Source organism: Aeromonas sp. EU05-FHT14A05 (genome assembly GCF_058791175.1).
Genome location: NZ_JBYTDH010000010.1, coordinates 124,980 through 137,962, shown reverse-complemented (window position 1 = coordinate 137,962; position 12,983 = coordinate 124,980). Strand labels below are relative to the sequence as shown.

At 64.6% G+C, this 12,983-nt stretch carries 16 protein-coding genes; 13 read left to right on the top strand and 3 right to left on the bottom strand.

The window, feature by feature from the left end; all coding sequences use genetic code 11:
- Nucleotides 1-7: 7 nt before the first annotated feature.
- Genes fliFL through lfiJ form a run of 5 tightly spaced genes read left to right on the top strand, consistent with a single transcriptional unit; the run spans nucleotide 8 to nucleotide 5,217 of the window.
- On the top strand, nucleotides 8-1,747 hold the full coding sequence (gene fliFL / locus AC3WR3_RS15065; protein ID WP_404838560.1) for a lateral flagellar M-ring protein FliFL: 1,740 nt from the start codon (nucleotides 8-10) through the stop codon (nucleotides 1,745-1,747).
- Nucleotides 1,734-2,762, top strand: coding sequence for a lateral flagellar motor switch protein FliGL (fliGL, locus tag AC3WR3_RS15060; protein WP_139438861.1), 1,029 nt, complete (start codon nucleotides 1,734-1,736; stop codon nucleotides 2,760-2,762). The genes fliFL and fliGL overlap by 14 nt, the downstream gene beginning before the upstream one ends.
- 12 nt (nucleotides 2,763-2,774) lie before the next feature.
- Nucleotides 2,775-3,467 carry a lateral flagellar assembly protein FliH gene (gene lfiH, locus AC3WR3_RS15055; RefSeq protein ID WP_139438859.1) on the top strand — a complete coding sequence of 231 codons (693 nt, stop codon included), beginning with the start codon at nucleotides 2,775-2,777 and terminating at the stop codon, nucleotides 3,465-3,467.
- Nucleotides 3,460-4,791 carry a flagellar protein export ATPase FliI gene (lfiI, locus tag AC3WR3_RS15050; protein ID WP_247625391.1) on the top strand — a complete coding sequence of 444 codons (1,332 nt, stop codon included), beginning with the start codon at nucleotides 3,460-3,462 and terminating at the stop codon, nucleotides 4,789-4,791. Before lfiH ends, lfiI begins: the two co-directional genes overlap by 8 nt.
- Nucleotides 4,792-4,800: 9 nt before the next feature.
- Nucleotides 4,801-5,217 carry a flagellar export protein FliJ gene (lfiJ, locus tag AC3WR3_RS15045; protein WP_247625392.1) on the top strand — a complete coding sequence of 139 codons (417 nt, stop codon included), beginning with the start codon at nucleotides 4,801-4,803 and terminating at the stop codon, nucleotides 5,215-5,217.
- A 4-nt stretch (nucleotides 5,218-5,221) separates the two neighbouring features.
- On the opposite strand, the gene lfgN is transcribed toward lfiJ, so the two are convergent.
- The 3 genes from lfgN to lfgA all read right to left on the bottom strand — a co-directional run bounded on the left by lfgN (nucleotide 5,222) and on the right by lfgA (nucleotide 6,736).
- Complete coding sequence (gene lfgN, locus AC3WR3_RS15040) at nucleotides 5,222-5,665, bottom strand: lateral flagellar protein LfgN (protein WP_139438939.1); 444 nt, start codon at nucleotides 5,663-5,665, stop codon at nucleotides 5,222-5,224.
- A complete protein-coding gene (flgM, locus tag AC3WR3_RS15035) occupies nucleotides 5,662-5,934 on the bottom strand; it encodes a flagellar biosynthesis anti-sigma factor FlgM (protein ID WP_025328492.1) in 273 nt (90 codons plus the stop codon). The genes lfgN and flgM overlap by 4 nt, the downstream gene beginning before the upstream one ends.
- A gap of 76 nt (nucleotides 5,935-6,010) precedes the next feature.
- Nucleotides 6,011-6,736, bottom strand: a complete 726-nt coding sequence (gene lfgA / locus AC3WR3_RS15030) for a lateral flagellar basal body P-ring formation protein LfgA (protein ID WP_492292222.1) — start codon at nucleotides 6,734-6,736, stop codon at nucleotides 6,011-6,013.
- Between the two features lie 130 nt (nucleotides 6,737-6,866).
- On the opposite strand from lfgA, the gene lfgB reads away from it, so the two are divergent.
- The 8 genes from lfgB to fgIL all read left to right on the top strand — a co-directional run bounded on the left by lfgB (nucleotide 6,867) and on the right by fgIL (nucleotide 12,980).
- Nucleotides 6,867-7,250 (top strand): lateral flagellar basal body rod protein LfgB, encoded by a 384-nt coding sequence (lfgB, locus tag AC3WR3_RS15025; RefSeq protein ID WP_025328490.1) that lies wholly within the window; start codon nucleotides 6,867-6,869, stop codon nucleotides 7,248-7,250.
- A gap of 2 nt (nucleotides 7,251-7,252) precedes the next feature.
- Nucleotides 7,253-7,678: a lateral flagellar basal body rod protein FlgCL gene (gene flgCL / locus AC3WR3_RS15020; protein ID WP_025328489.1), complete on the top strand. Its 426-nt coding sequence runs from the start codon at nucleotides 7,253-7,255 to the stop codon at nucleotides 7,676-7,678.
- On the top strand, nucleotides 7,679-8,362 hold the full coding sequence (locus tag AC3WR3_RS15015) for a flagellar hook assembly protein FlgD (protein WP_139438943.1): 684 nt from the start codon (nucleotides 7,679-7,681) through the stop codon (nucleotides 8,360-8,362). It begins immediately after the preceding gene.
- Between the two features lie 18 nt (nucleotides 8,363-8,380).
- Nucleotides 8,381-9,574, top strand: coding sequence for a lateral flagellar hook protein FlgEL (gene flgEL, locus AC3WR3_RS15010; protein ID WP_319914002.1), 1,194 nt, complete (start codon nucleotides 8,381-8,383; stop codon nucleotides 9,572-9,574).
- A 10-nt stretch (nucleotides 9,575-9,584) separates the two neighbouring features.
- Nucleotides 9,585-10,319 carry a lateral flagellar basal-body rod protein LfgF gene (lfgF, locus tag AC3WR3_RS15005; protein WP_025328486.1) on the top strand — a complete coding sequence of 245 codons (735 nt, stop codon included), beginning with the start codon at nucleotides 9,585-9,587 and terminating at the stop codon, nucleotides 10,317-10,319.
- An 89-nt stretch (nucleotides 10,320-10,408) separates the two neighbouring features.
- Nucleotides 10,409-11,194, top strand: a complete 786-nt coding sequence (gene lfgG, locus AC3WR3_RS15000) for a lateral flagellar basal-body rod protein LfgG (RefSeq protein ID WP_025328485.1) — start codon at nucleotides 10,409-10,411, stop codon at nucleotides 11,192-11,194.
- A complete protein-coding gene (flgH, locus tag AC3WR3_RS14995; RefSeq protein ID WP_025328484.1) occupies nucleotides 11,194-11,865 on the top strand; it encodes a flagellar basal body L-ring protein FlgH in 672 nt (223 codons plus the stop codon). Before lfgG ends, flgH begins: the two co-directional genes overlap by 1 nt.
- A gap of 8 nt (nucleotides 11,866-11,873) precedes the next feature.
- Complete coding sequence (fgIL, locus tag AC3WR3_RS14990) at nucleotides 11,874-12,980, top strand: lateral flagellar basal body P-ring FlgIL (protein ID WP_139438950.1); 1,107 nt, start codon at nucleotides 11,874-11,876, stop codon at nucleotides 12,978-12,980.
- Nucleotides 12,981-12,983: the final 3 nt, after the last annotated feature.

Below are 12,983 nucleotides of genomic sequence, written 5' to 3'. Positions count from 1 at the left end.
GACTGAATTGGTATCATCCTCGCCGGGGGCGTCGGGCTCCCTGATCGCCCGGGTACAGGAAGGGATGCGCAACTGGCGCACCCTGTCCCGGGACAACAAATCCATTCTGACCATAGCGCTGCTTGCCGCCATAGTGGCGGGCACCATAGTGGTGATCCTCTGGACCTCCAGCAAGAACTATGTGCCCCTCTACGGCAAGCAGGAGCTCTACGACACCGCCAACATCATGGAGATGCTGGAGAAGGAGCAAGTGCCCTTCCGGCTGGAGAAAAGCTCGGGCCAGATCCTGGTGCCGGAGAGCCAGCTCGCCCACGTGCGCATGGCGCTGGCGGCGCGCGGGGTCAGGGCGGCCATGCCGGCCGGCCTCGAGGGGCTGGACACAGTCACCGGTCTTGGCACCAGCGAGTTCATGGAAGGGGCGCGTTACCGCCATGCCCTGGAAGGGGAGCTGGCCAGAACCATCATCTCGCTGGATGCGGTGCGCAGTGCCCGGGTGCATCTGGCCATCCCCAAGCGAACTCTGTTTGTCGGCCGTGACGAAGAGAAACCCAGCGCCTCCGTGATGCTGGATCTGCAACCCGGCCAGTCCATGGAGCCGGGTCAGGTCGAGGCCATCGCCAACCTGGTGGCAGGCAGCATCTCGGGCATGAAGCCCGGAGCCGTGACCATAGTGGATCAGGCGGGCCAATTGCTGAGTGCCGAGCTTGGCGACAAGGCGGGATTCGGCAAGCAGAGCGTCCAGCAGATGGAATACGTGCGCAAGCTGGAGCAGTACATCCGCCAGCGTGCCAGCGACATGCTCCATCCCATGCTGGGCACCGGCAACTTCCGGGTCCAGATCGCCGCTGACGTCAACTTCAACGCGGTGGAAGAGACCCAGCAGCAGCTGGATCCCAACGGTGTGGTGACCAAGGAATCCAACAAGTCCGACAAGACCATAGATGCCCTGGCGCTCGGCATTCCGGGGGCCCTGTCCAACCGTCCTCCCGAGACGGCGCCCCAGACAGAAGCGGCTGCCGAGGGGAATGCGGCGGCGCCGGAGCCTGCCAAGAACGACACCCGCACCGAACGGCAGGAGGTCAGCAAGCAGTACGAGAACAGCCGCACCATAGTGCATACCCGCTATCAGCAGGGACGGCTGGAGCGGATGAACGTCTCCATACTGCTCAATCAGCAGAGCAGCCCCAAGGGGGGCTGGAGCGCCGAGCAGCTGGAGCAGATCCGCCAGATGGTGGAGCGCTCCGTCGGCTTTGACGGCGTGCGTGGCGATCAGATCAGCCTGCAGGTGTTCGACTTCACCGGCGCCGTGCCGGTGACGCCACCTGAGTCGAGCTGGCTGGAGACCCCTTACTGGCAAGACTCCCTGCGCTACCTGGTGGGTGGTCTGCTGGGGCTGACCCTGGTGTTCTTCGGCATTCGCCCCCTGGTGAAGCACCTGGTGCGCACCCAGCAATATCCGGATGCCGAGCCGGAACAGGAGCAGGATGAAGAGCAGGAACCGACCATAGGCCTCTCCATGCGCCGTGACGGGGATGACGAGGCTGACGGCACCGCGGTTGGCAAGAATCTGCAGCAGGCGGAATACAAGCTGGAGCCCCAGTTCTCCTCGCTGGATCTGGAGGCGCTGCCGGAGCCTGGCTCCGAGCTGGAGGTACAGCTCAAGCACCTGCAACTGCTGGTGGATAAAGACACTGCCCGGGTGGCGGAAGTGGTCAGACAATGGGTGAGTGGCAATGAACAACGGTAATCTGAACCAGAGCGCGGTCGACATCGATATCGACAACCTCGAGAAGGCCGCCATCCTGCTGCTGAGCATGGGCACAGAGGCGGCCGCCAAGGTCATGCAGAAGCTGTCGCGGGACGAGGTGCAGCGCCTCATCTCCAAGATGGCGGGCCTCTCCGGCGTGAGCTCGATAGAGGCAAAGTGGACCCTGCAGCAGTTCTTCAACCAGTATCGCGAGCAGAGCGGCATCGGCAGCGCGTCTCGTGAGTACCTGGAGCAGACCCTGGATCTGGCGCTGGGTCAGCGCCTCTCCCGCAGCCTGCTCGACAGTCTCTACGGGGATGCGATGAGCCAGGACATTCAGCGCCTGCAATGGGTGCCCGCGGATGTCTTGGCCCGCTTCTTTCGCAACGAACACCCCCAGATGCAGGCGGTGCTGCTCGCCTTCCTGCCGCCCCAGACCGCCTCGGCGGTACTCGATGCCCTGCCGGGGTCGGTCCATGACGATCTGCTGGTGCGGGTCGCCAGCCTCAGCTCGGTCAGCGAGCATGTGCTGGCCGAGCTGAGGCTGACCCTGGATCGCTGTCTCGCCTATGTGGCCGACCAGTCCGGCGCCAAGGTGAACGGGGTGCGCCAGGTGGCCGACATCCTCAATCGCTATCAGGGCGACAAGGAGCAGATGCTCTCTCTGTTGCGGGAACACGACGGCGACATGGCCCTCGAGATCGAGAAGAACATGTTCGACTTCATGGCCCTGCGTCGCCAGAGCGACGACACCCTGCAGCGTCTGGTGCAGGAGCTGCCAGCGGAGCTGCTGGCGCTGGCGCTGAAGAATACCGACGCCGGTTTCCGCAAGGTGGTGCTGGGTGCCATGCCGAAGCGGATGGCGCAGGCACTGGAAGCCCAGATCCAGGATCAGGGCAGCGTCTCCCTGCGCAAGGTGGAGCAGGCCAGGGAAGAGGTGATGCAACTGGTGCGGGAACTGGTGGAGCAGGGCGAGATCGAGTTCCAGCTGTTCGAAGAAGCCACCGTCAGCTAACAGGAGACAGGCATGAGTCAGCATGTTCGCAAACTGGCGGCCGGTGCCACCCGTCTCTACCGTTTCCCGGCACTGGGACAGAGCGGGGAAGAGGCCAGGAGCCAGCAGGAAGAGTTCGAATACGGCTATCAGCAGGGGCTGGAGCAGGGGCAGGCCGAAGGGTATCAGGCCGGCTACCAGCAGGGGCTGACCAGCGGCCTGATTGAGGGGGAGGCCAAGGGCCTGCAACAGGGACAGGTGCGCGGCCTGGCCCAGGGGCTGGCCGAGGGACGTGCCTCCTTCGATCAGGCCATGGTCCCCTTTGCCAAGCTGCAACTGCAGTGGGAGTCCCTGACCCGGGCCCGGATGCTGGAGCAGAAGGCGTTGATCGCCCAGCTGGTCGCCCAGGTGGCCAAGCGGGTGATCCAGGCCGAGTTCACCCTCAACCCGCAACAGGTGCTCCAGCAGGTCGAACAGGCCATGGCGACCCTGCCGAGCGAGTCGGAAGATCTGGTGATCTACCTCAATGAGGGGGACAGACAGCGCCTGGCCGAGCAGGGGGTGACCCGCTGCGAGAAGTGGCCGCTGCAGGTGGATGGGGCCCTGGGGGTCGGTGACGCCCGGATCGAGACCCGGGCTGCGGTGATAGAGATCAACACGGGGGAGCGGCTCGGTCGTTGCATCGAGCAGCTCAACCAGACCCTGGAACTGCCTCGGGATGCATGAGGCATTGCAGCAGGCGCTGACCTCGGCGCTGGACAGCCTGGACGAGATCCCGGGCTTTCGTCGTTATGGCCGCCTGGTGCGCGTCACCGGGCTGACCCTGGAAGTGGTGGGCTGCCAACTGGTGATGGGACAGCGCTGCCGGGTGGAAACGGCAACGGGTGACGCCCTGCTGGCCGAGGTGGTCGGCTTCAACCGCGACATATCCTATCTGATGCCCCTGCAACCCATGAGCGGCCTCTATGCCGGTGCCCGGGTGCTGCCCATCGACGGGGAGGAGACCATAGTGGTCGGCGAGCACCTGCTCGGCCGGGTGCTGGACGGTCTGCTGCATCCCCTGGACGGGCGTCCGCTGTCAGAGGAAGGTGAGCGGGTTCCCCTGTTCTCTTCCCCCCCCAACCCCCTGCTGCGCACCCCGGTGCGCGAACCCCTGGATGTGGGCATCCGCGCCATCAACGGCCTGCTGACGGTCGGCAAGGGCCAGCGACTGGGGCTGTTTGCCGGCTCGGGGGTGGGCAAGAGCATGCTGCTTGGCATGATGACCCGCAATACCAGCGCCCAGATAGTGGTGGTGGGGCTCATCGGCGAGCGGGGCCGTGAGGTGCGGGAGTTCATCGAACACAGCCTGGGAACAGAGGGGCTGGCCCGCGCCGTGGTGATCGCGGCCCCGGCGGACCAATCCCCCCTGATGCGCCTGCGAGCCGCCCAGCTGTGCCACCGCATCGCCGAGTATTTCCGTGAGCAGGGCCAGGACGTGCTGCTGCTGATGGACTCCCTGACCCGCTACGCCCAGGCCCAGCGGGAGATAGCCCTGGCGATCGGAGAGCCCCCCGCCACCCGTGGCTATCCGCCCTCTGTGTTCAGCATGCTGACCCAGCTGGTGGAGCGGGCGGGCAACGGCACCCGTACCGACGGCAGCCTGAGCGCCTTCTACACAGTGCTGGCGGAGGGGGATGATCAGCAGGATCCCGTGGTGGATGCCGCCAGAGCCATTCTCGATGGACACATAGTGCTGACGCGGCGGCTGGCGGAGGAGGGGCACTACCCCGCCATCGACATCGGCGCCTCGGTGAGCCGGGTGATGCCGCAGGTGGTGCCCCAGGAGTGGCAGGGGCTGGCGGTGAACCTGCGCCAGCTGTGGGGGCGCTATCAGCAGGTGCGCGAGCTGCTGCCCCTTGGCGGCTATCAGCCCGGCGCCGATCCCCAGATGGACGAAGCCGTGCAGCGCTATCCCGCCATCGCCAGCTTCCTGCAGCAGGGCATCCATGAAGAGACCCCCATCACCCAGGTGGTGAGCGGCCTCAAGCAAGTGCTTGGCAGAGCCTAAGGACGTCCCATGCTGAAATCCTATCTCGGGTTGCAACAGGATGCCCTGGATACCATGGGCAAGGAGCGGCAGCGGTTGCGGGAGGTGGCGCTGCGTGAGGAGCGGCGGGCTCTCAAATTGCAGGAGGTAATAGCGACCCTGCAACCGGGCTCGGCCAGCTTCCATCCCCTGCTGTGGCAGAACAAGCAGCAGATGCAGGGGCAACTGCGCCACCTGCTGGATCACCAGGTGCAGCAGTCCGCCTTGGCCAGCCTGGATCTGGCGCGCCACGAGGGACAACTGCTAAAGCAGTTTGGCCGGGTCAAGGGGCTGGAGCTGTTGCTGGACAAGCGGGATCTGGCGGCGCGCCAGCGGCAGGAGTCAGGGGAGCAGCGGCAACTGGACGAGCTCGCCAGCCTGCGTCATCGCACCCTGCAGGGGCGCTGACGATTCAGTCGGGGAAGCGTTCCTGCCTGCCATAGGATGACTCCTGGCCCAGCAGGGTGTTGATCGTTTCGATCTGGCCGGCCAGCAGGCGTCCGTTGAGTTCGTTCTGTCGCTGGCACTGCTGCAACAGCCACTCGAGGCGCTGCCATTGCTCGCCGACGCGCTGTTGCAGCGGGGAGGGCAGCCTGGTGATGAGCGTCGCCATGCCCTGCTCGTCGGGTTTGAGCCCGAGCGCCAGCAGGTGCTGACAGCGTTGCTGGGCCTGTTGCTGGATGTCGGCCATCAGCCGGGTCTGCTGCCGGTTGTGCCCGGTCAACCCGTCGACATCGTGGCTGGCCAGCAGAGAGTGCTGGTTGAGCAGCAACTGCTGCAGATCGGCGTAGCGGCCGCAGTCCTGCTGGATGCCGATGATCAGCTCCTTGACCCTCAGCTTGGGGGCCATGCTCATCGGCGGTGCATGTCCAGGATGGCCTGGCTCAGGGCATCCATGTCGAGCTCGAGCCGGCCCTCGCTGATGGCCTGGCGGATCTGGTTCACCTTCTCCATGTCCACGTCGGAAGTGGATGCCAGCTGGGACCTTGCCTGATTGATGCTCTGGGCCGTGCTGCTGATCAGGGCATCCCCCTGGCCGGCCCGTGGCTGCGCCGTGGCCGCCGACTCCGGCTTGCGCTGCTGCTGGGGTTGAACATAGATAGGGTCGGTGCGTGTGATTTTCATAACGTCAATTCCTGATGGTCTATCTGTGACAGGCGACCCGTAGGCAGCCGAACTTGAATCAAACTCCTCCTTCTGGCTAAAAACGGGTTTCGACTTCCCCCTTATCGATCACCCAGGCCTGGATCTCCTTGCCCGAGCTGAGGTTTCTGACCCTGACCCCCTCGCCAATGGCGGCATTGGTCAGCGCAGTGCCACGGGTGGTGGCGGAAAAGCCCTGCTGGCCCGCCCTGATCAATACCCCTTCCCCCGCCCGGACGGCCCAGGCCAGCTGCAAGTCAAGTTCCCCTATCAGCTGGCCCATTCTGAGATGGCGGGTGCTCTTGCTGCCCACCAGGGACTCATTGCTTGGGACGAAACCCCGCTGCAACCGGCTGACGTCGAGGGACTTCTCGAGCAGATCCCCCGGCCCTATGGTCTGTCCTTTCTGGATCTCCTGCGCCGTCACCCAGACCGGCAGCATCAGGGTGACCTCCACCCGGGCCCTGAGCTGCCAGGCCGGCTCGGTGCACTCCACCAGATAGGGGCGCCGCCCCCAGGGTTGGCGATATTGCCCGCCCGCCTGGTACCGCACCGCCTGCTGGCAGGGGGGAAGATGGGCCACGGCGGGGGAGAGCCAGACCTGGTAGTCGGCCCGGGTATCCGGCCAGCCCTGTTGCTGCAGATAGTCGCGCAGGGCCAGCGTCGCATCTTCCTTGAGCCCGTCGCTCAGCCGTTGCGCCAGCGGTTCGGGCTCTGCCCGCAGGGGTAGCGCCAGGAGGATCAGCAGGGCGAGCAGGCCACCCCGCTTCCATGTGGGAAACAACGCTTCCCCTTTTGCCAGCGCCCCTGGCCGCAGTCTATGCCCCGACCAGCGGAAATAACGGGTTTTCACGATTGGCATGAGTCTTGATAAAGGATGCACTGGTCTGACTGGTTCACAAGAAGGATGAAGCATGAGTATCTCATTTGACAGCGCGCTTGGCGTGCACCCCTATGCCCTCGATGTGCGGGCGGACAGAGCCCGTATTCTGGCAGGGAACTTGGCCAATGTGGATACCCCAGGCTATCTGGCGCGGGATGTCGACTACAAGTCGATCCTCGGTCGCGTCGCCCGGCAGGTCGCGGCGGGCGAGCAGGGAAGTGCCATCAGCCAGGGCGAGACCGACATGCAGCATCCTCTCTATCGCATTCCCTACCAGGTCTCCATGGACGGCAACACCGCCGAACTCAGCGTGGAGCAGAGCAAGTTTGCCAGCAACGCCACCGACTTTCAGACCAGCCTCACCTTCTTGAATATGAAAATCACCGGGATCGCCAAGGCGATCGAGGGCCGTTAATCATGTCGTTCAATCGCATCTATGACATCGCCGGCAGTGCCATGCGGGCGCAAACCGTCCGCCTCGACACCGTCGCCTCCAACCTCGCCAACGTCGACAGCGCAGCCGGCAGCGAAGATGCCGCGTTCAGAGCCATCAAGCCGGTCTTCTCCACCCTCTACCAACGGGTACAGGATGCCGAGGGGCTCGGCGCCGCCCAGGTACAGATCGCCGGCATAGTGCAGTCGGATCGCCAGGTGGAGAAGCGCCTCGAGCCGACCAACCCCCTGGCCGATGGGGACGGCTTCGTTTACTACTCCAACGTCAATGCGGTGGAGGAGATGGCGGACATGATGAGCGCCTCCCGGGGATTCGAGACCTCGGTCGAGGTGATCAACCGCATCAACAGCATGCAGCAAGGGCTGCTGCGTCTCGGCCAGGGGGCATAAATGAGCCTGCCACAGGTCAGCGGTCTGGATACCGCCCGCAGTGCCAGCCAGTACTCGGCGACGCCCGATATCGCCAGCAACAACACGACTGCCGGTCAGGGCGTGCAGCTGCGCAACGAATTCCTGCAGATGATGGTGGCCCAGATCCAGAACCAGGATCCGACCAACCCGCTGGACGGGGCCCAGTACGTCACCCAGCTGGCGCAGTTCAGCATGGTGGAGGGGGTGGAAGGGCTCAAGGTGTTGCAACAGAAGTCCATCAACATGATGGATACCCAGCAGGTGCTGCAGAGCACTGGCCTGGTCGGCCAGGAAGTGATGGTGCCGAGCCAGACCCTGGAGCAGCAGAAAGAGGGCGCCATCCGCGGTCAGGTGGAGCTGGCCGGTGCGGCCGATACGGTCGAGCTGAAGGTGTACGACAAGCACGGCACCCTGGTCGCGACCAAGGGCTGGGGCGAGAGCAAGGCGGGGGCGCTGGATTATGCGCTGCCGACCCTGCCCGCCGGTGAATACAGCTTCGAGGTGAAGGCCTCCCTCGCCGGGGTTGCCACCACTACCAAGAATTACGTGGCCAGCGAGGTTGAACGGGTCAACCTGCCGGGCACGGGCGAGATCATGTTGCAAGTGGCGGGCGTGGGGGATGTTCCCCTGTTCAGCGCCGTCCAGTTCGGCAAGTCGGCGTAATCAGATAGGAGCGAAACTGTGTCTTTTAGTATCGGACTGAGCGGCCTGCGCGCCGTCAACCAGGAATTGAGTGTCATCAGCAACAACGTGGCCAACGCCAGCACCGCCGGCTTCAAGTCCAGCCGTGCCGAGTTTGCCGCCATCTACGGCGGCGGCCAGGCCGGTGGCGTGGAGATGAACAACGTCTCCCAGAACTTCGATCGCAACGGCGACGTGACCCGGACCGGGCGCGGGCTGGACCTGGCGATCTCCGGCAACGGCTTCTTCGTGCTCAAGGATGGCAACGGCCAGACCTCCTACACCCGGGCCGGCATGTTCCAGCGGGATGCCAGCAACTATCTGACCACCGCCAGCGGCACCCGCCTACAGGGCTACACCACCAACGAAGCCGGTGAGTTGCAGTCTGGCGTGGTGGGGGACATCCAGGTCAAGACCGGCAGCCTGCCCGCCAAGCCGTCCGACAGCCTGGAGTTCGTGGCCAACCTCAAGGCGGATGCCAGTGTCATCGATCAGGCCGTGCATCCCTTCGATCCCGCCAAGTCCGACAGCTTCAGCTACTCCCAGTCCAGCAAGGTCTATGACTCCCTCGGGGTCGAGCACACCGTCACCCAGTATTTCGTGAAGACGGGTGACAACAGCTGGCAGGTCAATTACGCCTTCAACGGCGCCAAGACCGGTACCCCGGTGGCCATGGAGTTCAACACCAACGGCACCCTGAAGACACCGACCACGGCCCCTGTGCTGAACCTGGCCCCCGCCGGCGCCGAGCCCATCAGCCTCACGGCCGATCTGGCCAAGGTCAGCCAGTATGCCTCCGACTTCAACGCCACCCGCAACCAGTCCAACGGCTATACCTCCGGGGATCTGACCGGGGTGCGGGTGGATGCGGACGGCGGTGTCTACGCCACCTTCACCAACGGCCAGAGCCTGCTCCAGGGCCAGGTGGTGATGGCGAACTTCACCAACCCCAACGGCCTGCTGCAGACCAACAACACCACCTGGCAGCAGTCGTTCAGCTCGGGCCAGCCGGTGCTGGGCGCGCCGGGCACCGGGACCCTGGGCGGTCTGACGGCGGGGGCCTATGAGGCATCCAACGTCGATCTGACGGGTGAACTGGTGAGCCTGATGACCTCCCAGCGCAACTATCAGGCCAACGCCAAGACCATCAGCTCGGCTGACAAGATGACCCAGGTTCTCTTCAACTCCTTCTAAGGCGTGATGCGTGGAAAAGCTTATCTATACCGCCATGTCGGGGGCGCAACATACCCTGATGGCCCAGCAAATCCGGGCCAACAACCTGGCCAACGTCAACACCGCCGGTTTTCGGGCCGACTTCGAGCGGGCCTCCGCCTATGCCCTGGCCGGCGACGGCTATCAGAGCCGGGTGATGGCCCGGGAGGAGCAGGCGGGGACCGACTTTCGGGCGGGCGCCCTGATGCAGACCGGCCGCAAGCTGGATGTGGCGGTACGAGGTGAAGGCTTCATCACTGTGCAGACCGCCGATGGCAAGGAGGCCTACACCCGTGCCGGCAACCTGGAGGTGGACGGGGAGGGGCTCTTGACCCTCAACGGCCGCCCCGTGCTCGGGGACGGTGGCGAGATGGTGCTGCCTGCCTATCGGGATCTGAGCTTTGGCAAGGACGGCTCCCTCAGCATCACTCCGCCCGGCGGTGGCGCCCGGCTGGACGTGGGTCGCCTCAAGCTGGTCAATCCGGATCCGGCCGATCTGGTCAAGGGGCCGGATGGTCTGTTCCGTCAGCGTCAGGGCGGGGATGCGGAGATAAGCGAACAGGTGGTGCTGGCCTCGGGCTTCCTCGAGGGGGCGAACGTGAACGCGGTGGATGAGCTTATCAGCAGCATGTCCCTGACCCGCAACTTCGAGTTGCAGGTCAAGTTGATGAAGACGGCGGACGATCAGGCCAGGCAGGGCGCCCGGCTGATCTCGGGCCAGGGCTGACGGCATTGAAGACGGTGGCCCTGGGCGACCGTGAACAAGAGTTGATGGGGCGCGTGAGCGCTCCCGAATGAATCGGTGGAGAGACGAAGATGCATGCAGCGCTTTGGGTGAGTAAAACGGGTCTGTCGGCACAAGATGCCAAGATGGCCAGCATTTCCAACAACCTGGCCAACGTCAACACGGTCGGTTTCAAGCGCGATCGGGTGGCGTTCGAAGACCTCTTCTATCAGGTGCAGCGCCAGCCCGGGGCCCAGCAGGATCAGCAGAACCTGTCCCCCATCGGCATCCAGATGGGTAACGGTGTGCGGGTGGTCGGCACCCAGAAGGTGTTTACCCCGGGTCAGTTCCAGAACACCAATCAGGAGCTGGATATGGCGGTGGTCGGTGCCGGCTTCTTCGGGGTCGAGCGCCCGGATGGCGAGACGGCCTATACCCGCAATGGTCAGTGGCACCGCAACGCGGAAGGCTTGCTGGTCAACTCAGACGGCCTGCCCATGCTGCCGCAGATCCAGATCCCGGACAACGCCACCAAGATAGCCATCGGCACCGATGGCACTGTGAGTGCCACCCTGCCGGGCCAGCAGGAGAACGTCGAGCTGGGACGCATCACCCTGACCAACTTCTCCAACCCGGCCGGTCTGGAAGCCCTGGGGGGCAACCTCTATCGTGCGACCGGCGCCTCCGGTGAAGCCATCGAAGGGGTGCCGGGGGAAGAGGCCATGGGGGCCATCAAGCAGTTCACCCTGGAGAGCTCCAACGTCAACGTGGTGGAGGAGATGGTGGACATGATCACCACCCAACGCGCCTACGAGATGAATGCCAAGGTGGTCTCCTCCGCGGATCAGATGCTCAAGTTCGTGACCCAGGCGTTGTGATGATGAGGGCGATGTGGCGTTGTGTCGTGTTCAGCCTGTTGCTGGGGGGCTGCTCCACCTATGAACTGCAGGCTCCCGAGCCCGGTGACGAGAAGTGGGCGCCCTCCCGCTCCCAGATGACGAAGTCAGGGGTGGGGGAGGATGGCAGCCTCTACCGTGGCGACTACATGATGACCCTGTTTCAGGATCGCCGCGCCTATCGCATCGGCGACATCCTGACCGTGATGCTGGAAGAGCGGACCCAGTCCAGCAAGAAAGCCAACACCAGCATGAACAAGAACAGCAGCCTCAATGTGCCGGCTCCCTCCATCGGCGGCGTGTCGCGGCCCGACTGGGGCGCCTCCGTCACGGCGGATCGGGACTTCGATGGCGGTGCCACCTCCAGCCAGCAGAACACCCTGGCGGGGGCCATCACTGTCACCGTGGCCGAGGTGATGCCCAACGGGGTGCTGGGGATCCGGGGGGAGAAGTGGATCCGCCTCAACCAGGGGGATGAGTACATCCGTCTGGGGGGCATGGTGCGGGTCGAGGACATCGATCAGAGCAACCGCATCTCTTCCCAGCGCATCGCCGACGCCCGCATCACCTACGCGGGTCGCGGTGCCCTCGCCGACAGCAACCAGATGGGCTGGCTGTCGCGCTTCTTCAGCTCCGCCTTCGCCCCCTTGTGAGGATTTCGATGAACAGATGGTATATCGCCTTGCTCTGCCTCTCCCTGTCTGGGGTGGCAGGGGCGGCCGCACCCGCCAAACGGGCCCTGCTGGACATCGCCGACGTGCAGGGGATGAGAACCAACCAGCTGGTGGGTTATGGCCTGGTGGTCGGCCTCTCCGGCACCGGGGATCGCAGCCAGGTCAAGTTTACCGGCCAGTCCATGACCAACATGCTCAAGCAGTTTGGCGTGCAACTGCCCGATGACATCGACCCCAAGCTCAAGAACGTGGCCGCGGTCTCGGTGCAGGCGACCCTGCCTGCCCTGGCGGGCAAGGGGCAGCTGGTGGACGTGACTGTGACCTCCATCGGCGATGCCAAGAGCCTGCGGGGCGGCTCCCTGTTGCTGACGCCCATGCGCGGTATCGACGGCGAGGTCTATGCGGTTGCCCAGGGCAACCTGGTGGTGGCCGGGGTCAAGGCGGAGGGCCAGTCCGGCTCGTCCGTCACCATCAATGTGCCGACGGCGGGCATCATTCCCAACGGGGCCATCATAGAGCGGGAGGCGGCCAGCAACTTCTCGGACAAGCCCGAGGTCACCCTCAACCTGCATCAGCCGAATTTCAAGACGGCCCGCAACGTGGAGCGGGAGATCAACCGTCAGCTCGGCCCCGTGGCCAAGGCGGTCAGCGCCGGACGCATCCAGATTGCGGCGCCCCGCGACGAGAGCCAGCGCATCTCCTTCATGGCCCTGCTGCAGGACATCCAGGTGGACATGGGCAAGGAGCGACCCAGGGTGGTCTTCAACAGCCGCACCGGCACAGTGGTGATGGGGCAGGGGGTCAAGGTACGCAAGGCCGCGGTCAGCCACGGCAGCCTGACGGTGACCATAGGCGAGAGCCAGACAGTCAGTCAGCCCAATGCCTTCTCCAACGGCCGGACCACCACCACGCCCAACTCTCAGGTTCAGGTTGACCGGGAGCGCAACAACATGTTTGTCTGGCCCGATGGCACCTCCCTGGAGGTGATCGTCAAGGCAGTGAATTCCCTGGGGGCGACCCCGGACGATGTCATGGCCATCCTGCAAGCCCTCGACGAGGCGGGAGCCCTCGAAGGCGAGCTGGTGGTCATCTAAGGA